Genomic DNA, 20,951 nt, shown 5'->3' with positions numbered 1-20,951 from the left:
TGAGAGGGGTCGTCGAGCGGGTCACGCGTGGACGGGAAATCGGTTGAGCGGTCCGGGCAGCCGCGAGCCGAGCGGCGCCATGTCGCCGTCCGCGCCGTGCCGGGCGAGCAGGTCCAGGGCGAGCCGGCCGCGCCGCACCCGCTCCCGGGCGGTGTCCAGGGTCACGTCCCGGAGGTGGGTGCCCCACGGGTAGATGCCGGGCGCCTTGGACAGACCGAACTTCAGGTAGAGCGGTGCGCCGCGCCGGATCAGCTCGGCCACCTCGTACATCCGGATGTATCCGCCGAGGTCGTCCGGGGCCTCGATGTACATGTCCATGGGCGCGGCCGACGCCCGGCGGATCTCGGTGAGGTGGTCGAGCGTCAGGTCGCTGGGCACGTTGACCGAGTCGGCGCCCAGGCGCTCGTAGACCGCGTACGACGCCGGGTTGACCGGGCCGATCAGCGCCGAGACCTTCAGCGTGGTGTCGGCCGGGATGATCCCGGCCTCGCGGGCCCGGTGCAGGGTCCACAGCACGCCCTCGTCGGCGACCAGGAGGCACTTGACGCCCAGCTCGGTGGCCCGGACGGCGTCCTCCACACAGCCGGCCACCGCGTCGTGGCCGCGGGCGCGCAGCCCGGCCCCGCGGGAGTCGGTGCGGACCGAGCCGCCGATGTCCCAGGTGCCGCGCGGACCGGTGAACAGGCACAGTTCGATGTCGCGTTCACCGGTCGAGTCGACCATCTCGGTGATCTCGTCGTCGGTCAGCATCCACACGCCGCTGCCCTGGCTGATCCGGTGGATCGGCACGTCGAGCCGCGAGGCCTCCTTCAGGACGACCGCCAGCGCCTCGGGACCCTCGCACGAGGGGATCTCGGTGCGCCAGCGGCCGCCGCCCGGGAAGGAGTGGGCGGATGCGTCGGCGGGGTCGAGGGCGGGCGCGCCCAGGCCGAGTGCGGTGAGCGCCGGCTCACCGGGCCTACGGGCTGCCGGGGCGGAAGCGTCGGTCACAAGCTGTCCTTCGTGTTCGGTATATCGGCCGAGGTTCGCGGCTCGGGGTAGCGGAGACTGCTGGTTGTACGCCGGTCACGGCGCCGTCAGGTATCGCCGTGACCGGCGTACGTCTAGGGGCGGAGCAGCACCTTGCCCACCTTCGGATCACCGGTTCCCATCAGGTCGATCGCCTGCGGGAACTCGGTCAGCGGCAGCTCGTGGGTGATCAGCGGCAGGGGATCGAGCAGTCCGGCGCCGAAGACCCGTACCGTGTGCGCCCAGGCCTCGGGCGGTGCCCCGAAGACGGTGTGCACCTCCAGTTGCCGGACGACCAGGTCGGTCGGGTCCAGGCCCTCGGCGCCCGGCGCCGGGATGCCGGTCAGGACCAGGCGTCCGCCGCGCCTGAGCAGCGAGGCGGCGGTGCGCGCGGCGGACGCGGACCCGGCGGTCTCGATCACCACGTCGTACTCGGCGCCGCCGTCGGCGGGCAGCTCGTCCTTGAGCCGGAAGTCGGTGGCCCCGAACTGCCGGGCCAGCGCCTCCCGGTCGGCCCGGGTGCCCACCACCAGCAGCTCCACCGGCGAGGTCGCCCTCAGGAACTGCACGGCGAACATCCCGAGCGTCCCGGTGCCGACCACCGCGGCCCGCTCGCCCGGCTGGGTCCGGGCCTTCAGCGCGGCGGCCGCGATGCAGGCGGCCGGCTCCAGCAGGGCGGCGGCGGTGAGGTCCGCGTCGTCCGGCAGGACGTGCAGCAGCCGGGCCGGCAGGGTGAGGGTGGTGGCCATGGCGCCCGGCTGGGTGAAGCCGGTCTCCTCGTAGCCGTCCGTGCACAGCGTGGTCTCGCCCGCGTGGCAGCGGTCGCACACCTGGCAGTTGCGAAAGCCCTCGCCGACCACCTTGCGGCCGACCAGGGACGTCGGGACGCCGGAGCCCACCGACCACACGGTCCCGGACCACTCGTGGCCCGGCGTGATCGGATAGCGCACGTACCCCTCGGGCCGGTTGCCCTGGTACACCTCGCGGTCGCTGCCGCAGATGCCCACGGCGTGGACGGCGACGAGCGCCTCTCCGGCGCCCGGGTCGCGAGGCGTGTGCTCCTCGACCCGGTGGGCGCCCGGCGACTCGACGACGACCTGCGAACTCACTGGGTGCCCTTCGGCTTGCGCTGCTCCCAGCCCTCGGCCCACAGGTCGAACCGTGCCTGCTGCTGCGGGAACTCGGCGGCGGCGTCGGTGTCCAGCTCGACGCCGAGGCCGGGCGCGTCGGAGAGGTGGAAGTACCCGTCGACGACCTGCGGGGCCCCCTTCACCACCTTCTTGATGTCCGCGTCGGCGAAGTCGTTGAAGTGCTCGAGGATCTTGAAGTTCGGGGAGGTGAAGCCGACCTGCAGGGAGGCGGCGGTGAGCACCGAGCCACCCACGTTGTGCGGCGCGACGAGCATGTAGTGGGTCTCGGCGGTGGCCGCCAGCTTCCTGGTCTCCCAGATGCCGCCGATGTGGCCGACGTCCGGCTGGATGATGTCGACGGCCTGGCTCTCGAACAGCTCGCGGAACTCGATCCGGTCGTGGATGCGCTCACCGGTGGCGACCGGGACGTCCACCTTGGCGGCGACCTTCTCCAGCGCCTTCAGGTTCTCCGGCGGCACCGGCTCCTCCAGCCAGGCCGGCTTGAAGGGGGCCAGCTCCTTGGCCAGCCGGACGGCGGTGGCGGGGGAGAAGCGGCCGTGCATCTCCAGCATCAGCTCGGCGTCCGGGCCGATCGCGTCCCGTACGGCCTCGATCAGGGAGACGGCGTACAGGCTCTGCTCGTGGTCCAGCTCGAAGTGGCCGGTACCGAAGGGGTCGATCTTGAGCGCCTTGTAACCGCGCTCCATCACCCCCTGGGCGGCCTTGTGGTAGGCCTCCGGGGTTCGCTCGGTCGTGTACCACCCGTTGGCGTAGGCCTTGACCTTGTCGGTGACCTTGCCGCCGAGCAGCTGCCACACCGGCACGCCCAGGGCCTTGCCCTTGATGTCCCAGCAGGCCATCTCGACGACCGCGATGCCCGACATGACGATCTCACCGGCGCGCCCGTAGTCGCCGTACTTCATACGGCGGACGAGGTCCTCGACAGCGAACGGGTCGGAGCCGAGAATGTGGTTGGCCTCCGCCTCTCTCAGGTAGCCGATCAGCGCGTCGGTGTGACCGAGCATCCGGGTCTCGCCGACTCCGGTGATCCCCTCGTCGGTGTGCACCTGGACGTAGGTCAGGTTGCGCCAAGGCGTACCGACCACGTGCGTGCTGATTCCGGTGATGCGCACGGCTGTTGCCCCTCAGATGTTCGAGATTTCGTCACACGTTCGAAATGCTGGCGTGACAGTAAGGATGGCGCGGCGGGGGTGTCAATGGGGTCAACCGGTAACAGTTTCGACACGCCTTTCGAGAACTCTTTCGGTCCCCCACGAAACCTTCACCGTGGCGCCTAGGAACGTGACCTGCGGGGAACTTAGTCTTCCCGCGTCATGGACTACTGCAACCCGTGCCGACGGCACCTCAACGGCGCCCTCGCCTGCCCGGGGTGCGGCACCCCGATCGAAGAACTCCGCGCGCGCGCCCACGCGGGCGACGCGCGCCAGGACGGCTACGGGTACGGGTACGGGCCGGAGCAGGCGTACGGGCCGGAGCAGGGGTACGGCTACGAGGCCCATGACGGGACGGTGAGCGGCGGGACGGCGGGTACGGCGTTCGGCGGGGCGGGCGACAGTGGCCAGGGCGGCCAGGGCGGCCACGGCGAGGTGGGCCACACCGGCGACGACGGCCACGAGCAGGCCGGCCACGAGACCGAGGACGGTCCCGGCCCCGGGGACGACCCGGGCGGGCGCGCGGCCCGCCGCAGGGACCAGGCGCACGGCCGGGGCCGGGGACGCTCACGGGGCGCCGCCGAGGGCCCCGCCGCCGCCGACGCCAGCCGTCGCGACCGCAAGGCCGCGGCCCACCGTCGCCGGCGCCGGCGTGCCGTCCTGATCACGGCGGGCTTCGTCCTGGCGGCCGGCGGTCTGAGCCTGGCCGAACTCGGCATCGACGCGCCCTTCTCCGCCAACTCCCGGCCGGCGCCGGCCGGTGACACCTCGGCGGAGGGCGGCGCGGCCTCCGCGACCCCCGGCCGTACGGCCGACCCCCTGGACGCCGGCTCGGGCGGCCGCACCGGGGCCTCCGCGTCCCGGAACCCCTCGTCGTCCCCGTCGCCCTCGAAGTCCGCCAGGGACAAGGCGTCCAAGTCCCCGGACCCCGGGGTCACCGACACGTCGGCCGAATCGGTGACGACGGGCGGGGCGACCTCGGCGCCCACCGCCCCGACGACGTCCCGGCCGACCTCGGCCCCCACCTCGGACCCGACGACCTCGAACCCCACCCCGGCGCCTTCCCCGACGAAGACCTGCAACCGCTTCCTGTGGTGGTGCACCTGAGCCGACCCCGCCGGCACCGCCGGCTCTCCGGCTGTGACCCGTCCGGGGTATCCGTGCCACCAACCGGCCCACACGGAGGTTGAGTCGGACGGGTACCTCTCGCCGTACCGACCGGTGGGCAGGGGAATCACCCCTGTGGGGGAGCAGCGATCAGCGGCTCAGTTGAGGAGAGCGGATGACGCAGGAGATCACCGTCCACGGCACGGTCGCCGAGGGCTTCGAGGCGGTGCGCGAGGCGTTCGCCGCCCATGTCGCCGGGGAACGGGAGGACTACGAGGGGCAGTTGTGCGCCTACGTCCACGGACGGCGGGTCGTCGACCTGTGGGCGGGCGAGGGCGTCGACGGGGACCGCCTGTACGGTGTGTTCTCGTCCACCAAGGGAGCCGCCCACCTGGTCGTGGCGCTGCTCGTGCAGGACGGCACGCTGGAACTGGACCGCAAGGTCACCTACTACTGGCCGGAGTTCGCCGCCGAGGGCAAGGGATCGCTCACCCTGCGGGACCTGCTCGCGCACCGGGCCGGCCTGGTCGGCACCGACACCGGTTTCAGTGCGGCGGAGCTGGCCGACGACCGCGCGATCGCCGAACGCCTCGCCGACCAGCGGCCGTTCTGGCGCCCCGGCACCGCCTTCGGCTACCACGCCCTGGTGATCGGCGCGCTCACCGGCGAGGTGGTGCGCCGCGCCACCGGCCGTACGCTGCAGGAGGTGTACGAGGAGCGGGTCCGCGCCCCCTACGGCCTGGACTTCCACCTGGGCCTGCCCGCCGCCCAGGACTCCCGCTTCCGGTCCACCCTGCCGATGCTGCCGACCGCCGAACAGCAGGCGCTGCTCGACGCACTGCCGTCCGGGCCGCACACGCTCCCCGCGATCGCCTTCAACCGGCACGCGGCCGAGCCGACCGACCTGGCGGCCCTGCCCAACGACCCTCTCGTGCGGGCCAAGGGCCCGGCGTCGGTCGGCGGGGTCGCCTCGGCGCGCGGTCTGGCCGGCATGTACGCGGCGGTGATCAGCGAGGCCGACGGAAAGGCGCCGCTGCTGAAGGAGGACACGGTCGCGGAGTTCGGGCAGCTGCACTCCGTCGGGTACGACCTGGTGGCCCGCGCCCACAAATCGTACGGGCTGGGCTTCCAGGCCACCGCCGACACCTGGCACCCCTTCCTGGGCGCCGGGACGATCGGGCACAGCGGCGCGTCCGGATCCCAGGGCTTCGCCGACCCGCGCGGTGGCCTCGCCTACGGCTACACCCGCCGCCGCTTCGCCTTCCCGGGCGGCGCGGCCCCGGAGAACGACCGTCTGGCGGCCGCCGTGCACCGGGCGGCCCTGGCGGCGAGCTGACGCGGCGGCGGGCCCTGGTGCGGCAGACCTTTCCGGCCACCGCACCAGCCGGACGGGGCGGACGGTCCGCCGTCCGCCCGGCAAGGGCCCGCCGCCCTCCGTCCCGGCTCAGGCCGCCGTCGGCGTCAGCGTCACGGTGATGTTGCCCCGGGTCGCCTTCGAGTACGGGCACACCTGGTGGGCCTTCTCGATCAGGTCGCGCGCGGTGGCCTCGTCGACGTTCGGGATGTCCGCCGAGATCTCGACGACGATCCCGAACCCGTCGTCGTTCCTGCCGATCCCGACCTTCGCCGTGACGGTCGAACCGGAGACGTCGGCCTTCTCCGCGCGGGCGACGACACCCAGCGCGCCTTGGAAGCAGGCGCTGTAGCCGGCCGCGAACAGCTGCTCCGGGTTGGTGCCCGCGCCGCTGCCGCCCATCTCCCTGGGCGGGTTGACGACCACGTCGAGCCTGCCGTCGTCGGTGGCGACGCGGCCGTCCCGGCCGTTCTCGGCGGTGGCGACGGCCGTGTACAGGACCTCGGACTGCTGAAGGGGCATGCGGTTGTCTCTCTCCTCGGTCCGCCGTGACTCGCGCCCACGATCGACGACGGAATTCGGAAAGAAGTTACCGCATGCCGGAAACAATGCGAGGACCGGGGACGTCAGAGCTTGACGATCATCTTCCCGGTGTTGTCGCCCCGCAGCACCCCGAGGAACGCCTCCAGGTTGTTCTCGATGCCCTCGACGACCGTCTCGCGGTACTTCAGACGGCCCGAGGCGACCCACGGGCCGACCTCCTCGACGAACTGCGGCTGCAGGTCGTAGTGGTCGCCGACGAGGACGCCCTCGACGCGGAGCCGGTTCTGCAGGATCTTGACCATGTTGCGCGGCCCGGGGGTCGGCTCGGTCGAGTTGTACTGGGAGATCATGCCGCAGATCACGGCCCGGCCCCGCAGGTTGAGCGCGCCGATCGCGGCCTCCAGGTGCTCGCCGCCGACGTTGTCGAAGTAGACGTCGATGCCGTCGGGGGCGGCCTCCTTGAGCTGCTCCCGGACCGGGCCGTTCTTGTAGTTGAAGGCCGCGTCGAAGCCGTACTCCTCGACCAGCAGCTTGACCTTCTCGTCGGAGCCGGCCGAGCCGACGACCCGCGAGGCGCCCTTGAGCTTGGCGATCTGCCCGACCTGGCTGCCCACCGCGCCGGCCGCGCCGGAGACGAAGACCGCGTCGCCCTCCTTGAAGGCGCCGACCCGCAGCAGGCCCGCGTAGGCGGTCAGACCGGTCATGCCGAGCACGCCGAGGTACGTGCTCAGCGGCGCGGCGTCCGCGTCGACCTTGACGGCGTTCTTCGCGTCCACGACCGCGTACTCCCGCCAGCCGAAGAAGTGCAGCACGTGGTCCCCGACGGAGAGGCCCTGCGCGTTGGAGGCGACGACCTCGCCGACCGCCCCGCCCTGCATGACCTTGCCCAGCTCGAAGGGGGCGACGTACGACTTGGCGTCGCTCATCCGGCCGCGCATGTACGGGTCCACCGAGAGGTACTTGTTCCGCACCAGGACCTCGCCCTCGCCCGGGGTCGGGACCTCCGCCTCGACCAGGGCGAAGTCCTCGGGCTTCGGCCAGCCGACCGGACGGCTGAGCAGGTGCCATTCGCGGTTGATCATCACAGTTGCCTTTCATTTGCATCAGTTACTTCAGTACCTGAAACAACCATGCTCCTGAATATTTCAGGATGTCAAGTAACCGGCTATCCTGGAGAGCATGTCCACCCCATCGAAGACCCGCCCCGACCCGGTGACCATGGAGGTCGTCGAGCTGATCGGGGACGTGGTGGCCCGGTTCTACGCCGACTACGAGGAGGCGGCGGGCGAGCACACGCTGACCGGCGCGCAGGCCCGGCTGCTCAGTCTGCTGTCCCTTGAGCCGCTGCCCATGCGCAAACTGGCCCAGAAACTCAGGTGCGAGCCGTCCAACGTCACCGGGATCGTGGACCGCCTGGAGTCCCGGGGCCTGGTGGAGCGCCGCCCCGACCCGGCCGACCGCCGGGTGAAACTGGCCGCGGCCACCGACGAGGGCCTCGGGGTCGCCCGCGACCTGCGCGAGGGCCTGCGCTTCGCCCGTGAACCGCTGGCCGGGCTGTCCGACGAGGAGCGGCTGGCCCTGCGGGATCTGCTGCGCAGGATGCTGCACACCGAGCACGGTTAAGGTGCGAGCCATGCGTGATCTCGGGGTGGGCTTCGGATATCTGCTGGCGGGCCAGCGCTGGGTGGGCCGGCACGGCAGACAGTACGGCTTCGGTCTGCTGCCCGGCCTGATCACCGTGGTCCTGTACGCGGCGGCGCTGACCCTGCTCGCCGTCCGCGGCGAGGACGCGGTCGCCTGGGCGACCCCCTTCGCCGACCACTGGTCCAGCCCCTGGCAGGGCCTGTTCCGCGGCCTGCTCACGGTCGTGCTCTTCGCCCTGGGCCTGCTGCTGGCCGTCCTCACCTTCACCGCCGTCACCCTCCTGATCGGCCAGCCCTTCTACGAGAACCTCTCGGCGAAGGTCGACCGGGACGTCTCGCCCGACGGCACCGCACCCGAGTCCGGCCTGCCGCTCTGGCGCGAACTGTGGGTCTCCGCCCGCGACAGCCTGCGCGTCCTGGTCCGCGCCGCCCTGTGGGGCGTCCTGCTGTTCGCCCTGGGCCTGCTGCCCTTCGTCGGGCAGACGGTCGTCCCCGTGATCGGTTTCTTCGTCACCGGCTTCTTCCTCACCGAGGAACTGACCGCGGTCGCCCTCCAGCGCAGGGACGTCGACCTGCGCGCCCGCCTGGCGCTGCTGCGCTCCCGCAGGACGCTGGTCTGGGGCTTCGGCACGCCCCTCGGCCTGGCCTTCCTGGTGCCGTTCGTCGCCGTGTTCCTGATGCCGGGCGCGGTCGCGGGCGCCACCCTCCTCGCCCGCGACCTGCTGGGCGAGGACGAGGAGGAGGGCCAGGAGGACGACGACGTCAGTTCAGCGCCGCATTCACCGCCACCGTCAGGATCGACCTCGCCTGCGCGATGATGTCCAGCCGGTTCCGCACGAACTGCGGGTCCGTGACCGTACCGGTCGCCGGATCGGTGTTGCCCGGGCCGAACTCCAGCACCGGCGTGTGCACATGCCCGCCCGGCAGCGTGTCGTGCAGGCCCAGCCGGTCGCGCAGCAGGGTCGCCCGGTAGGCGATCTCGTTGGAGAGGTAGTCGCCGCCACCGCCCGCACGGGCCGTGGAGCCGGGGGTGGGCCCGTCGGGGCGCACGACGGGACCGGCACCTCCCCCAGAGGGGGTACCCCCAGCCGGGATCTCGGTGACCTCGGTGTGGTCGTACACGGGGAAGCGTCCGGTGTCCGCGGCCGTGACGGCGGCGTACGGCAGGGTCGTCGTCGTCCACTGGGGCTGGGTGGCCGGGTCGGCGACCGGGACGGTCCCCGTGCTGCCGACCCGGTCGTTGTCGGGGAAGCCGCCCCGCCAGGCCCCGTTCGTCCGCTCGACGTCGAAGCGCCCGGCCCGCCCCTGGCTGACGGTCGTGAACAGGTCGACCCTCGGCAGGCACGGGGCCAGCGTCCGCTCCACCGTCCCCTGCGCGAAGTCCTCCCAGCGCACCGGGAAGGTGACGGTCTCGATCCGCGCCGGACCCGCCCCGGTCGGGATCACCGTCCCGTCCAGGGCGAGCGCGGTGGCCCCGGACGGATTGGAGATCCGGATGTCCCGGTCCAGCGTGAACGGGTCGAACCCGGTGACGAGGATCCGTCTGATCCCCGTCGCCCGGTCCGGAAAGCGGATGTCGCCCTGGCCGCGCGAGGTCCGCTCCAGCTCGCCCAGCAGTGCCGAACGCTGGACCTCGGTGAGGCCGAACCCCGGTTCCCAGGTGCGGACTTCGCGGGTCATCCCGAGCCGTGCCCAGTACAGCGGCCGGTCGTCGTCCCGGCTCAGGTCCCCACCGGCCGGACCCCGTCCCTGCGCGCGGTCCACGGCCCGCCGCCACAGGGCCGAGCCCTCGCGCACCACGAGGTGGCGGGCCTGGGCGTAGGAGCGCGCCCGGTCGAGCGCGCGGACGAAGCGGGGGGTGACGGTGTCGAATCCGGAGCGGCGCAGGATCTCCTGGGGCACGGCCCCGTCGAGGCGCTGTTCCTCGACGGTCGGGGCGGGCGCCGTGTCCGCGGCGGCCGGGGCCGAGGGTGCGGCCAGCCCCGCGAGCAGGGTCAGTCCGAGGATGCCGATCCGAAGGCGTACGGCGCTCAAGGCGGTCGGGGTCCTTCCGTCACAGTGGGGGCGCAGTGGGGTGCGTGCGGTGGTGCCGGACGGGCGCAGTATCCCGTGAGGCCGCCGGTGTTTGTGAAGGGTTCGTACGGGATCGCCGTCGGGTGCTCGATCGCCGACCGTCGCCGTGCCGTCACGATTAACGTCTGATCGGGGAAACCCCCAGAGCAGCCCCGGCCCGGGACCTGACCCCTGGGCCGGGGCTCGGTTCAGCCCCGCACGCCGAAGCCGTACACCGTCTCGGAGCGGAACACCCCGCCCGGCCGCAGTTCCGTGCTCGGGAAGTGCGGGTGGTTGGGGGAGTCCGGGAAGTGCTGGGTCTCCAGGGCGATGCCGTCACCGGGGGAGAACGGGCCGGTCAGATGGTCGGCGGTGTAGAGCTGCAGGCCGGGCTCGGTGGTGGCCACGGTCAGCACCCGGCCGGACGCCGGGTCGTGCAGCTCGGCGACCTCCTCGGGCGCGTCGGTGACGCCCTTGTCGAGCACGAAGTTGTGGTCGTAACCTGCGCCCGTCTCGCGGGCCGTACGGAAGTCGAAGCGGGTGCCGGAGACGTCCTCCAGGACGCCGGTCGGGATCAGATCGGCGTCGACCGGGGTGAACCGGGACGCCGCGAGCCGCAGTTCCTGCCCGACCGCGTTCCCCGAACCGCCCAGGTCGAAGTAGCTGTGGTTCGTCAGGTTCACCACGGTCGGCGCGTCCGTCACCGCCTCGTACGCGATCCGCAGCGCGCCGGACCCGTCCAGGGTGTACGTCGCCGAGACCTCCAGCCGGCCAGGGAAGCCCTCCTCGCCGTGCGGGCTGACCCGGCTCAGCCGGACCCCGTGCCCGACCGGCTCCGCGTCCCACACCCGCTTGTCGAAGCCGCGCTCACCGCCGTGCAGGGAGTTGGGCGCGTTGTTCGGCGCGAGCGCGTAGGTCACGCCGTCCAGCGGGAAGCGGGCGCCCGCGATCCGGTTCGCGTACCGGCCGACCAGGGCGCCGAGGTACGGCCCCGGGTGGGCGAGATAGCCGTCCAGGCCGGCGAACCCCAGCACGACGTTCGCCGTGCGCCCGTCCCGGTCCGGGACCTCCACCGACCGCACGATCCCGCCGTACGTCAGGATCTCCACCCGGGTGCCGGCCCGCTCCAGCGTCCAGCGGTGCACTTCGGTGCCGTCGGAAAGTGTGCCGAAAAGTTCACTCATGTGGGAACCCTAGGACACGGGTTTCCTCGCGGTGACCGTCCGGTAGGCGATCGCCGCCAGCCGCGCCTGGCCGTCCGGGCTCGGATGGAACCAGTCCCAGTGGCTCAGCTGGTCGGTGCCGAACCGGTAGTCGTACACCGCGCCCCCGTCGAACCGGCACCGCCGGTCCTTGGCGCAGACCTCCTGAAGCACCCGGTTGTAGGCCACCACCCGCCGCTGGACCTCGTCCCGCCGCAGGGTGGCCGCGCTGGTCAGGTCGTCGGCCCCCGCCAGCATCGACGGGCAGATGCCCAGCTTCCATACCCGCATGCCCAGCGGATTGGTCCGCCCCTGCGACCACAGCCGCTTCAGGTTCGGCACGCTCGCCACGTACACCTGCGCCCTCGGCAGCGCCGCGCGCAGGGTGCCCATCGCCTTCTCGAAGTCGGCGCGGAAGTCCGCCACCGGTGTCATCGCCGACGCCGACGCGCGACAGGCGTCGTTCGCCCCCGCCATCACCGTCACCAACTGGGGCGCGCGGGTGACCGCCTGCGCCATCTGGGCCGGCAGATCGGCCATCCGGGCGCCGGTCACCGCGTAGTTCCAGCTGCGCCGCGCCGCCCCGGTCACCCCGAGCAGCCGCACCGCCAGGCTGTCCACCCTGGCGTCGCTGCCCGTCGCCCAGGACACCTCGGGACAGTCCGACAGCACCGTGCACGCGTCGAAGCCGCGGGTGATCGAGTCGCCGACGGCGGCGATGGAGGACGGGCTGCGGTCCCACACCGAGACCGGCCGCCCGGCACGCGTCCCGCCGGCGCTCGGCGCCGCGGAACCACCGCCCCGGGCCGTGCACCCGCCGGCCGCCAGCACGGCCGTCACGGCCACGGCGAGGGCCGCCCGCACCCGGTGGCTTCGCTTCCGCATCCCCTGGTGATCCCCTCGTTCGTCCTCGCGGTTCCCGCAGTACTCCCCTCCATGACAACGCGCGGGAGTTCCCGGGCGGCGCGGTGCAACGGCTCACCCCCGTACAAGCGTCCCCCTGGGTGAATGGCGGGGGTTTCCTGGCACCGGGACCGACGGTACGTCACACTCCTTGCGCCGCCGCACGGTAGCCTCGCCCTCAACGCGGCCGTCGCGCCACTGCCGCCCAGCCAGTCCGCAAGATGTCCCGCTCTGCCCGGAGGTTCCGGTGACGACACGTGGAGTTCTGTACGTGCACTCCGCGCCGCGCGCGCTGTGCCCGCACGTCGAGTGGGCCATCGCCGGGGTGCTCGGCACCCGGGTCAACCTCGACTGGATCCGGCAGCCCGCGGCCCCCGGCACCTGGCGCTCGGAGTTCTCCTGGCAGGGCGAGGCCGGTACGGCCTCCAAGCTCGCCTCCGCGCTGCGCGGCTGGCACCTGCTGCGCTTCGAGGTCACCGCCGAGCCCTGCGCCACCGCCGAGGGCGAACGCTACAGCTGCACCCCGGACCTCGGGATCTTCCACGCCGTCACCGGCATACACGGCGACATCCTGATCCCCGAGGACCGGCTGCGCGCGGCCCTGCTGCGCAGCCAGCGCGGGGAGACGGAGCTGGAGGCGGAGCTGTCCAAGCTGCTGGGCAAGCCCTGGGACGACGAGCTGGAGCCGTTCCGGTACGCGGGAGAGGGCGCGCCGGTGCGCTGGCTGCACCAGGTGGTCTGACCGGTGGCCTGACCCGGCCCGACACGACGTGAGGGGCCCCCACCGGCCGGTGGGGGCCCCTCACGTTCGTACCGGTGTGCTGCCGGCCGGTCAGACCGTCCGGAACGCCAGCACCACGTTGTGGCCGCCGAAGCCGAACGAGTCGTTCAGCACGGCGATGCGGCCCTGAGGCAGCTCACGGGCCTCGCCGTGGACGACGTCCGCGTTGACCTCGGGGTCGAGGGCGTCGAGGTTGATCGTCGGCGGAGCCAGCCGCTTGGTGAGCGCGAGGACGGACGCGACGGTCTCGATGCCGCCGGCGCCACCGAGCAGATGCCCGGTCATCGACTTGGTCGCGGAGATCGCCATGTGGTCGACGTCGTCCCCGAACACCTTCCGCAGCGCCTTGATCTCCGCCACGTCACCCTGAGGCGTCGACGTGGCGTGCGCGTTCACGTGCACGATGTCGGCCGGCTTGAGGTCGGTGTTGTCGAGCAGGTTCTGCAGCGCGTGCGCGATGCCGTTGCCGGACGGCTCGGGCTGCGTGATGTGGTGGCTGTCGGAGGAGATGCCCTGGCCGACGGCCTCGACGTAGATCCGCGCACCGCGGGCCTTCGCGTGCTCCTCGGACTCCAGGACGATCACACCGGCGCCCTCGCCCATCACGAAGCCGTCGCGGCCGGAGTCGTAGGGGCGCGAGGCGCCCTGCGGGTCGTCGTTGTTCTTGGACATCGCCATCATGTTGCCGAACGCGACGATCGGCAGCGGGTGGATGGCCGCCTCCGTGCCACCCGCGACGACGACGTCGGCGCGGCCGGTGCGGATCATCTCGATGGCGTAGCCGATGGCCTCGGCGCCCGAGGCACAGGCCGACACGGGGGTGTGCACACCGGCGCGGGCGCCCAGCTCGATACCGACGTTGGCCGCCGGCGAGTTGGGCATCAGCATCGGCACGGTGTGCGGGGAGACCCGGCGTACGCCCTTCTCCCTGAGTACGTCGTGCTGGTCGAGGAGGGTCGTCACACCGCCGATGCCGGAGGCGATGACGGCGCCCAGCCGGTCGGGGTTCACCGACGAGTCCTCGCCGGCCCGGGCGGTGAAACCGGCGTCCTTCCAGGCCTCCTGGGCGGCGATCAGGGCGAACTGCGCCGACCGGTCCAGCTTGCGGGCCTGCGGACGCGGGATGATCTCGCCCGGCTCGACGGCGATCCGCGCGGCGATACGGACGGGCAGCTCGGCCGCCCAGTCCTCCTGAAGAAGACGGACACCGGACGTGCCGGCGACCAGGGCCTCCCAGTACGAGGCTGCGTCGCCACCCAGCGGTGTGGTTGCGCCGATACCGGTGACGACCACGGTGCGATTGGTCGGGCTCACGGGAATTCTTTCTCCAACGGAACGGGATTCGACGGCGCCACCGCCGGGTGGCGGGGCCTTGCGGCCGACGGGGCGGGCCCCGCCGGCCGCAGGGGTCTCGCACTGTGCCCGCCCGGGTCGCGGGGCCTGGCACCGCACCTCGCCGCGTTGCCGGAAAACCCTAGTAGCTCCGCTACGAGAACCTTCCGGCGCCTTGCGATGCACGGCACCAGACCACGCGACCTCATCGGGCGCTCACAGTGCGAGAACCCCCAAGGGACGGCTCAGGCCTGGTGCTTGAGGATGTAGTCGGTCGCGTCGCCGACGGTCTTGAGGTTCTTGACGTCCTCGTCCGGGATCTTGACGTCGAAGCGCTCTTCGGCGGCGACGACGACCTCGACCATGGACAGCGAGTCGACGTCCAGGTCGTCGGTGAAGGACTTGTCCAGCTGGACGTCCTCAACCGGGATCCCGGCGATCTCGTTCACGATCTCCGCGAGACCGGCGACGATCTCTTCCTGAGTGGCGGCCATGTCAGGCGCTCCTTCTTAGATATCCAGACGGTTTGTGGCGGTACGTCCCGTACCGGATCGCATGATCCGGCACGGAGTGCCTAGGGGAGGGTAACGACCGTGGCGGCGTAGACGAGACCCGCCCCGAATCCGATGACGAGCGCGGTGTCGCCGCTCTTCGCCTCGCCGGTCGCCAGGAGCCGCTCCATCGCGAGCGGGATCGAGGCGGCCGAGGTGTTGCCGGTGGTGCGGATGTCACGGGCGACCGTGACATGTTCCGGCAGCTTCAGCGTCTTCACCATCGAGTCGATGATCCGCACATTGGCCTGGTGCGGAATGAAGACGTCCAGGTCGTCCGGGGTGATCCCGGCCGCGTCCAGCGCCTGCTGGGCGACCTTCGCCATCTCGAACACGGCCCAGCGGAACACCGCCTGGCCCTCCTGCGTGATCGCAGGGAACTTGATGTTGCCCTCGCTGTCCAGGGGCAGCGTCGAGACGTCGCCCACGTGGAAGCGGTCCCAGGGGGTCGTCTGCTTGATGGTCTCGGACTTGTCGCCCTCGGAGCCCCAGACGGTCGGGCCGATCGCCGGCTCCCGGGAGGGGCCGACCACGACCGCGCCGGCGCCGTCACCGAACAGGAAGGCCGTCGCCCGGTCCTCCAGGTCCGTCAGGTCGCTCAGCCGCTCCACGCCGATGACCAGGACGTACTCCGCCGAGCCCTCGACGATCATGCCCTTGGCGAGCGTGAGGCCGTAGCCGAAGCCCGCGCAGCCCGCCGAGATGTCGAAGGCGGCGGCCTTGTCGGTGCCCAGCTTGTCGGCGATCTCGGTGGCCACCGCCGGGGTCTGGCTGAAGTGCGAGACCGTCGAGACGACCACGGCGCCGATCTGCTCGGCGTCGATCCCCGCGTCCGCGATCGCCTTGCCGGAGGCCTCGATCGCCATCGCGGCGACGGTCTCCTCGGGGCCCGCCCAGTGCCGGGTCTCGATGCCGGAGCGCGAACGAATCCACTCGTCCGAGGAGTCGATCTTCTCCAGGATCACCTCGTTGGGCACCACCCGGGTCGGCCGGTAACCGCCGACACCGAGGATGCGCGCGTACGGGGCACCCTTGCTGGGCTTGATCTTCGACATTGCTCCTGGGCTCCCTTTCAGGCGCCCGCCGCGTCAGCGGCAGGTGCGGTCGTCTCGGCGATGAGCTCGCGAGCGGCGTCGAGGTCGTCGGGTGTCTTCAGGGCCAGCGTCCGCACCCCGGGCAGGGCGCGCTTGGCCAGGCCGGTCAGCGTGCCGCCGGGGCACACCTCGATGAGGGCGGTCACGCCCAGCTCCTTGAACGTCTCCATGCACCGGTCCCAGCGGACCGGGCTCGCGACCTGGCCGACCAGCCGCTCCAGCACCTCGGCGCCGGTGGCGACCGTCCGGCCGTCCTTGTTGGAGACGTAGGTGATCTCCGGGTCGGCGGGCGTGAGGTCCGCGGCGGCCTTGGCCAGCGTCTCGACCGCCGGGGCCATGTGGTGGGTGTGGAAGGCGCCGGCGACCTTCAGCGGGACGACCTTGCGGACGCCCTCGGGCTTGTCCTCGTTCAGCGCGGCCAGCTGCTCGAGGGTGCCCGCGGCGACGATCTGGCCCGCGCCGTTGATGTTCGCCGGGGTCAGGCCGAGCTTCTCCAGGTGCGCGACGGACACCTCCGGGTCGCCGCCGAGCAGCGCCGACATACCGGTCCGCGTGACCGCGGCGGCCTCCGCCATGGCCAGGCCGCGCCTGCGGACGAGGCCCAGGGCGGCGGTGTCGTCCAGGACACCCGCGAAGGCGGCGGCCGTGAACTCGCCGACGCTGTGACCCGCGACCGCGCCCGGCGCGGTCCCCGGGCGGGTGCCGAGTGCCGCGGCGGACAGGATCCCGGCGGCGACCAGCAGCGGCTGCGCCACCGCGGTGTCACGGATGGCGTCCGCGTCGGCCCGGGTGCCGTAGTGGACCAGGTCCAGTCCGATGGCGTCGGACCACGCGGCGACGCGGTCGGCGGCACCGGGGAGTTCGAGCCAGGGAGTCAGGAAGCCGGGCGTCTGGGCGCCCTGGCCGGGAGCGACGAGTACGAGCACTCTCACACTCTCTCTTGGGGACGGCCGGGGCCGCCCGTGGGGACAGGGACGAAGAACACGGAGGGGTTTTGTGGACCCCCGACAAAAGCTTAGGTTTGGGCATCCCCATCGGCCAGACGCCCCAGGATCAGCGCGATCCGCAGTGTGAAGGCGGATCGTACATCGGATGGCGACCAACCGGTGACGTCAGTCACACGTCGGAGCCGGTAGCGCACGGTGTTCGGGTGAACGAAGAGCATCCGGGCGGCTCCCTCCAGGCTGCTCGCCTGCTCCAGGTAGACGCTCAGGGTCTCCAGCAGCGCCGAGCCGGCCTCTTCGAGCGGTCTGTAGATCTCCTCCACCAACTGCTCACGCGCGCTCGGATCGCCCGCGATGGCGCGCTCCGGGAGCAGATCGTCCGCCAGCACCGGCCGAGGCGCGTCCTGCCAGGCGGAACACGCCTTCAGCCCGGCCGCGGCGGCCTGCGCGGACCGGGTGCCGGCCAGCAGGTCGGGTACCACCGGACCGGCCACCACCGGTCCGGCGGCATAGGGTCCGATCAGCGACTTCGCCACCGCGAGCGGGTTGTCGCTGCCCCCCGCGATGACCACGAGCCGGTCCCCGAGCACTCCCGTGAGCACCTGCAGCTTGGCGTGCCGGGCGGCCCGCCGGATCGCCTCCACGGTCAGCTCGCTGTCCCCGTCCGGCGCGGTGCCGAGCACGACGCACACATGGTCCGGCGAGTTCCAGCCGAGCGCGGCGGCCCGGCTCACCGCCCCCTCGTCGGCCTCCCCGCTCAGGACGGCGTTGACCACCAGCGACTCCAGCCGCGCGTCCCAGGCACCGCGTGCCTCGGCGGCCTGGGCGTACACCTGGGCGGTGGCGAAGGCGATCTCCCGGGCGTACACGAGCAGCGCCTCGCGCAGCACGCCCTCGTCGCCCGGGGCGGCGACCTCGTCGATCGCGCTCTCCATGACCTCGATGGTGGTGCGCACCATCTCCACGGTCTGCCGCAGGGTGATGGCCCGGGTCAGCTCGCGCGGGGCGGTCCCGAACACGTCGGTGGAGATGGCCTGCGGGGCGTCCGGGCGCCGGAACCACTCGGTGAAGGCGGCGATACCGGCCTGGGCGACCAGCCCGATCCAGGAACGGTTCTCCGGGGGCATGGCCCGGTACCACGGCAGCGTCTCGTCCATCCTGGCGATCGCCTGCGCGGCCAGGGACCCGGAGGACCTCTCCAGCCGCTTCAGGGTCGCGGAGTGCGCGTGGACGTCGTGCGCTGCGGGTTCGGACTTGCGCGTTACGGGTTCGGGCACGGGACAAGACTGCCTTATCGGGACGGGACCGTGCGCCGCCGGGGTTGTGCCCGCCGCCGCCCGGCAGGGCTACCGTGGTGGGCGTGATGGATGTGAGGCGCGCGGCGGAGCGCTATCCAGGCGGGGATCCTGAGGCCGGGATCGACTCCCGGCACGCGTTCTCCTTCGGGCCGCACTACGACCCCGACAACCTCCGCTTCGGCGCGATCATCGCCTGCAACGAGGAACGGCTCGCGCCGGGCGCCGGCTTCGACGAGCACCCGCACAGCCACACCGAGATCGTCACATGGGTGGTCGAGGGCGAGCTGACCCACCGCGACTCCACCGGCCACGAGACGCGGGTCCGCCCCGGTGACGTCCAGCGCCTCAGCTCGGCGGCGGGCGTGCGCCACGTCGAGCGCAACGACACGGAGGTCCCCCTGACCTTCGTCCAGACCTGGCTGGCACCGCTGGAACCGGGCGGCACCCCCGCCTACGAGATCGTCCCGGGCATCGCCGACTCGACCCCCTACGCGGTTCCGGGGGCGGCGGCCATGCTCCACGTCCGCCGTCTGGCACCGGGGGAGCGGACGGCGGTGCCGGACGCGGCGCGGCTGTACGCGCATGTGGTGCGCGGCGAGATCCGGTTGGCCGGGCGGACACTGCGGGCGGGCGACGCGGCCCGGATCACGGACGCCCGGGACCTGGCGGCGGAGGGGATCACCGCGGCGGAACTGCTGCTGTGGGAGATGGCCGCCGCGTGAGCCGGCCGCGCGGTCCCCGCCGGCCTCAGCCGCGCAGCTCCGCCAGCACCGCGTCCGTGAACGCCGGCCACGCCTCGGTCGCCCAGGGGCCGAACGCCCGGTCCGTCAGGGCGACCCCCGCGACCTGGGCGTCGGGGTCGATCCACAGGAACGTACCGGACTGCCCGAAGTGGCCGAAGGTGCGCGGTGAGGACGAAGCGCCGGTCCAGTGCGGGGTCTTGGAGTCCCGGATCTCGAAGCCGAGCCCCCAGTCGTTCGGGTTCTGGTGCCCGTACCCCGGCAGGACGCCCTTCGTCCCCGGGTACTGCACGGTCATCGCGTCGGCCACCGTCCGCGGGTCCAGCAGCCGCGGCGCCTGCACCTCCGCCGCGAACCGCAGCAGGTCCTCCACGGTCGAGACCCCGTCCTTCGCGGGGGAGCCCTCCAGGGACGTCGACGTCATCCCCAGCGGCTCGAACACCGCCTGCCGTACGTACTCCCCGAACGGAATGTCCGTGGCCTTCGCGACATGGTCGCCCAACTGTTCGAACCCGGCGTTGGAGTACAGCCGCCGCTCACCGGCGCCCCCGGTCACCCGGTGCTCGTCGAAGGCCAGCCCGGAGGTGTGCGCCAGCAGATGACGGACCGTCGACCCGGCCGGCCCCGCGGGCTCGTCCAGCTCCACGGCCCCCTCCTCGTACGCCACGAGCACCGCGTACGCCGCGAGCGGCTTGCTGACCGAGGCCAGCGCGAACCTCTGCCCGGCCGGCCCATGGGTCCCCAGGACCGTCCCGTCGGCCCGTACGACCCCCGCGGCGGCGGTCGGCACGGGCCAGCTCTCGATCAACGACAGGCTCTTCAACGACATGTCCCCGAGCCTAAGGGGTCCTTGCACTATGCCCGCCCGGGTCGCGCGGCCTGGCACCGCGCCTCGCCGCGTTGCCGTAAAGCCCTGGTAGCTCCGCTACCAGGGCTCTCCGGCGCCTTGCGATGCACGTCACCAGACCACGCGACCTGATCGGACGCTCATAGTGCAAGGACCCCTCTAAGGGGTCCTCAAGCGCCCGGAAGCGTCAGCTCCATCAAGGGGTCCGGCTTGGGCAGGAAGCCGAGGGAGTCGTACAGCGGCCGTGCCTCGGCGGACGCGGTGAGCTGCACCCGGACCGCACCCCGGGCCCGGAACCAGTCCAGCAGAACCGCCATGCACGCGCGGGCGTAGCCCTGCCGGCGCGTCCCGGGGTCCGTGGCGACGCTGAAGACGAAGCCGACGGTGCCGAGCGGATTGCCCATCCTCCCGATCCGGTAGTCCACCGTCCCGGCGACCAGCGCCGCCAGCGCCCCGGGCCGCTCCGGGTGGTCGACGACGAACGCGGCGAAGTCCCCGTCGGTGTCGGCGAGGCGTTCGCGAAGGGTCGGCAGGGACGTCTCGTGCCAGTCCGTGGACGGGTCCGAGCCGACCATGGAATCGATCATCACCTGACGCAGACGCAGTACTTCCTCCGCGTCCTCGGGCGTGGCACGTCGTACGAGGCTCATGCCCCGCACGCTAGCGGCCGTACCCTGGCCGGTCCCCCTCTTTTCTTACCGGTTCCGCTTGCTTGGAGTGCACTCGAAGGTCATAGCGTGGGGGCATGACGGTGATGCAGACCATGAAAGTGGACACCGAGCGAGTCACCCCCGCGCCGGCCGACAGCTGCTCCGCCGCGCCCCGGCGCCACCCACGCCCCGCCGGCAAGGACAAGTACACGATCAGCGAGGTCGTCGCCTTCACCGGTCTGACCGCCCACACGCTGCGCTGGTACGAGCGGATCGGCCTGATGCCCGACGTCGACCGCTCGCACACCGGCCAGCGCCGCTACAGCAACCGCGACCTGGACTGGCTGGACTTCGTGACCAAGCTGCGGCTGACCGGGATGCCGGTGGCGGACATGGTCAGGTACGCGGAACTGGTCCGCGAGGGCGAGAGCACCTACCTGGAGCGCCAGGCGCTGCTGGAGTCGACCCGCCGGGACGTCCTGGCCCGGATCGCCGAACTGCGCGACACGCTCTCCGTGCTCGACCGGAAGATCAGTTTCTACGCCCAGGGAACCATCCGCTGACCGGTGCGGCCGGCGCCGGGACGATCCGGACGACAGG

Annotated in this window: 22 protein-coding genes; 7 read left to right on the top strand and 15 right to left on the bottom strand. The window is 72.1% G+C overall.

All coding sequences use genetic code 11. From position 1 onward, the window contains the following. Nucleotides 1–21: 21 nt before the first annotated feature. The 3 genes from ACFYMM_RS06520 to ACFYMM_RS06510 form a co-directional block, all read right to left on the bottom strand. The gene (locus tag ACFYMM_RS06520; protein WP_388384442.1) at nt 22–990 is read right to left on the bottom strand and encodes a hypothetical protein; all 969 of its coding nucleotides are present in this window, start codon (nt 988–990) and stop codon (nt 22–24) included. Between the two features lie 113 nt (nt 991–1,103). Next, nucleotides 1,104–2,117, bottom strand: coding sequence for a zinc-binding dehydrogenase (locus ACFYMM_RS06515; RefSeq protein WP_388384440.1), 1,014 nt, complete (start codon nt 2,115–2,117; stop codon nt 1,104–1,106). After that, entirely contained in the window at nt 2,114–3,271 is a 1,158-nt protein-coding gene (locus ACFYMM_RS06510; RefSeq protein ID WP_388384438.1) for a mandelate racemase/muconate lactonizing enzyme family protein, read from the bottom strand. Before ACFYMM_RS06510 ends, ACFYMM_RS06515 begins: the two co-directional genes overlap by 4 nt. 201 nt (nt 3,272–3,472) lie before the next feature. Between ACFYMM_RS06510 and ACFYMM_RS06505 the strand changes: the two genes are divergently transcribed. Next, a complete protein-coding gene (locus ACFYMM_RS06505; RefSeq protein ID WP_388384436.1) occupies nt 3,473–4,417 on the top strand; it encodes a hypothetical protein in 945 nt (314 codons plus the stop codon). Nucleotides 4,418–4,592: 175 nt separating this feature from the next. Further along, entirely contained in the window at nt 4,593–5,753 is a 1,161-nt protein-coding gene (locus ACFYMM_RS06500; protein ID WP_388384434.1) for a serine hydrolase domain-containing protein, read from the top strand. Between the two features lie 108 nt (nt 5,754–5,861). Here the strand turns inward: ACFYMM_RS06500 and ACFYMM_RS06495 are convergent, their stop codons facing one another. After that, complete coding sequence (locus ACFYMM_RS06495; protein WP_388384433.1) at nt 5,862–6,293, bottom strand: organic hydroperoxide resistance protein; 432 nt, start codon at nt 6,291–6,293, stop codon at nt 5,862–5,864. Nucleotides 6,294–6,397: 104 nt separating this feature from the next. Beyond that, complete coding sequence (locus ACFYMM_RS06490; protein ID WP_388384431.1) at nt 6,398–7,396, bottom strand: NADP-dependent oxidoreductase; 999 nt, start codon at nt 7,394–7,396, stop codon at nt 6,398–6,400. Between the two features lie 97 nt (nt 7,397–7,493). On the opposite strand from ACFYMM_RS06490, the gene ACFYMM_RS06485 reads away from it, so the two are divergent. Next, entirely contained in the window at nt 7,494–7,937 is a 444-nt protein-coding gene (locus ACFYMM_RS06485; RefSeq protein ID WP_388384428.1) for a MarR family winged helix-turn-helix transcriptional regulator, read from the top strand. 10 nt (nt 7,938–7,947) lie between these two features. Then, nucleotides 7,948–8,775, top strand: coding sequence for an EI24 domain-containing protein (locus ACFYMM_RS06480; RefSeq protein WP_388384426.1), 828 nt, complete (start codon nt 7,948–7,950; stop codon nt 8,773–8,775). Here ACFYMM_RS06480 and ACFYMM_RS06475 read toward each other — a convergent pair. The 3 genes from ACFYMM_RS06475 to ACFYMM_RS06465 all read right to left on the bottom strand — a co-directional run bounded on the left by ACFYMM_RS06475 (nt 8,720) and on the right by ACFYMM_RS06465 (nt 12,096). Continuing rightward, nucleotides 8,720–9,991, bottom strand: coding sequence for a pyroglutamyl peptidase (locus tag ACFYMM_RS06475; RefSeq protein WP_388384425.1), 1,272 nt, complete (start codon nt 9,989–9,991; stop codon nt 8,720–8,722). The two genes, ACFYMM_RS06480 and ACFYMM_RS06475, sit on opposite strands and share 56 nt — an antisense overlap. 227 nt (nt 9,992–10,218) lie before the next feature. Next, nucleotides 10,219–11,193: an aldose epimerase family protein gene (locus tag ACFYMM_RS06470; protein ID WP_388384423.1), complete on the bottom strand. Its 975-nt coding sequence runs from the start codon at nt 11,191–11,193 to the stop codon at nt 10,219–10,221. Between the two features lie 9 nt (nt 11,194–11,202). Beyond that, nucleotides 11,203–12,096, bottom strand: a complete 894-nt coding sequence (locus ACFYMM_RS06465; RefSeq protein ID WP_388384421.1) for an SGNH/GDSL hydrolase family protein — start codon at nt 12,094–12,096, stop codon at nt 11,203–11,205. Nucleotides 12,097–12,361: 265 nt separating this feature from the next. Between ACFYMM_RS06465 and ACFYMM_RS06460 the strand changes: the two genes are divergently transcribed. Continuing rightward, on the top strand, nt 12,362–12,856 hold the full coding sequence (locus ACFYMM_RS06460; protein ID WP_388384419.1) for a DUF3145 domain-containing protein: 495 nt from the start codon (nt 12,362–12,364) through the stop codon (nt 12,854–12,856). 90 nt (nt 12,857–12,946) lie between these two features. On the opposite strand, the gene fabF is transcribed toward ACFYMM_RS06460, so the two are convergent. From fabF to ACFYMM_RS06435, 5 genes are all read right to left on the bottom strand, one after another. Beyond that, nucleotides 12,947–14,209: a beta-ketoacyl-ACP synthase II gene (gene fabF / locus ACFYMM_RS06455; protein ID WP_388384417.1), complete on the bottom strand. Its 1,263-nt coding sequence runs from the start codon at nt 14,207–14,209 to the stop codon at nt 12,947–12,949. 263 nt (nt 14,210–14,472) lie between these two features. After that, complete coding sequence (locus tag ACFYMM_RS06450; protein ID WP_030341284.1) at nt 14,473–14,721, bottom strand: acyl carrier protein; 249 nt, start codon at nt 14,719–14,721, stop codon at nt 14,473–14,475. An 80-nt stretch (nt 14,722–14,801) separates the two neighbouring features. Then, nucleotides 14,802–15,833, bottom strand: coding sequence for a ketoacyl-ACP synthase III (locus ACFYMM_RS06445; protein ID WP_388384415.1), 1,032 nt, complete (start codon nt 15,831–15,833; stop codon nt 14,802–14,804). A gap of 17 nt (nt 15,834–15,850) precedes the next feature. After that, nucleotides 15,851–16,798 (bottom strand): ACP S-malonyltransferase, encoded by a 948-nt coding sequence (locus tag ACFYMM_RS06440; protein ID WP_388384413.1) that lies wholly within the window; start codon nt 16,796–16,798, stop codon nt 15,851–15,853. Nucleotides 16,799–16,887: 89 nt separating this feature from the next. Further along, nucleotides 16,888–18,093: a PucR family transcriptional regulator gene (locus ACFYMM_RS06435; protein WP_388384412.1), complete on the bottom strand. Its 1,206-nt coding sequence runs from the start codon at nt 18,091–18,093 to the stop codon at nt 16,888–16,890. 86 nt (nt 18,094–18,179) lie between these two features. On the opposite strand from ACFYMM_RS06435, the gene ACFYMM_RS06430 reads away from it, so the two are divergent. Further along, the gene (locus ACFYMM_RS06430; protein WP_388384536.1) at nt 18,180–18,836 is read left to right on the top strand and encodes a pirin family protein; all 657 of its coding nucleotides are present in this window, start codon (nt 18,180–18,182) and stop codon (nt 18,834–18,836) included. Nucleotides 18,837–18,861: 25 nt separating this feature from the next. Here ACFYMM_RS06430 and ACFYMM_RS06425 read toward each other — a convergent pair whose 3' ends face one another. Then, nucleotides 18,862–19,683, bottom strand: a complete 822-nt coding sequence (locus tag ACFYMM_RS06425; RefSeq protein WP_388384410.1) for a serine hydrolase domain-containing protein — start codon at nt 19,681–19,683, stop codon at nt 18,862–18,864. 188 nt (nt 19,684–19,871) lie between these two features. Beyond that, nucleotides 19,872–20,351, bottom strand: coding sequence for a GNAT family N-acetyltransferase (locus ACFYMM_RS06420; protein WP_388384408.1), 480 nt, complete (start codon nt 20,349–20,351; stop codon nt 19,872–19,874). A gap of 95 nt (nt 20,352–20,446) precedes the next feature. Between ACFYMM_RS06420 and ACFYMM_RS06415 the strand changes: the two genes are divergently transcribed. Beyond that, nucleotides 20,447–20,914, top strand: coding sequence for a MerR family transcriptional regulator (locus tag ACFYMM_RS06415; RefSeq protein WP_388384406.1), 468 nt, complete (start codon nt 20,447–20,449; stop codon nt 20,912–20,914). The last annotated feature ends 37 nt before the right edge of the window (nt 20,915–20,951 follow it).

It is taken from the genome of Streptomyces sp. NPDC006739, from assembly GCF_042869815.1.
Classification (GTDB): domain Bacteria; phylum Actinomycetota; class Actinomycetes; order Streptomycetales; family Streptomycetaceae; genus Streptomyces.
Note: the sequence above shows the minus strand (reverse complement) of the source record. Positions and strands in the feature narration are given on the sequence as shown.

Coding starts and splice junctions, on each gene's coding strand:
- ACFYMM_RS06450 (WP_030341284.1), bottom strand. CDS start 14,721: ATGGCCGCCACTCAGGAAGAGATCGTCGCCGGTCTCGCGGAGATCGTG.
- ACFYMM_RS06500 (WP_388384434.1), top strand. CDS start 4,593: ATGACGCAGGAGATCACCGTCCACGGCACGGTCGCCGAGGGCTTCGAG.
- ACFYMM_RS06445 (WP_388384415.1), bottom strand. CDS start 15,833: ATGTCGAAGATCAAGCCCAGCAAGGGTGCCCCGTACGCGCGCATCCTC.
- ACFYMM_RS06495 (WP_388384433.1), bottom strand. CDS start 6,293: ATGCCCCTTCAGCAGTCCGAGGTCCTGTACACGGCCGTCGCCACCGCC.
- ACFYMM_RS06425 (WP_388384410.1), bottom strand. CDS start 19,683: ATGTCGTTGAAGAGCCTGTCGTTGATCGAGAGCTGGCCCGTGCCGACC.
- ACFYMM_RS06470 (WP_388384423.1), bottom strand. CDS start 11,193: ATGAGTGAACTTTTCGGCACACTTTCCGACGGCACCGAAGTGCACCGC.
- ACFYMM_RS06485 (WP_388384428.1), top strand. CDS start 7,494: ATGTCCACCCCATCGAAGACCCGCCCCGACCCGGTGACCATGGAGGTC.
- ACFYMM_RS06505 (WP_388384436.1), top strand. CDS start 3,473: ATGGACTACTGCAACCCGTGCCGACGGCACCTCAACGGCGCCCTCGCC.
- ACFYMM_RS06465 (WP_388384421.1), bottom strand. CDS start 12,096: ATGCGGAAGCGAAGCCACCGGGTGCGGGCGGCCCTCGCCGTGGCCGTG.
- ACFYMM_RS06490 (WP_388384431.1), bottom strand. CDS start 7,396: ATGATCAACCGCGAATGGCACCTGCTCAGCCGTCCGGTCGGCTGGCCG.
- ACFYMM_RS06415 (WP_388384406.1), top strand. CDS start 20,447: ATGACGGTGATGCAGACCATGAAAGTGGACACCGAGCGAGTCACCCCC.
- ACFYMM_RS06420 (WP_388384408.1), bottom strand. CDS start 20,351: ATGAGCCTCGTACGACGTGCCACGCCCGAGGACGCGGAGGAAGTACTG.
- ACFYMM_RS06430 (WP_388384536.1), top strand. CDS start 18,180: ATGGATGTGAGGCGCGCGGCGGAGCGCTATCCAGGCGGGGATCCTGAG.
- ACFYMM_RS06480 (WP_388384426.1), top strand. CDS start 7,948: ATGCGTGATCTCGGGGTGGGCTTCGGATATCTGCTGGCGGGCCAGCGC.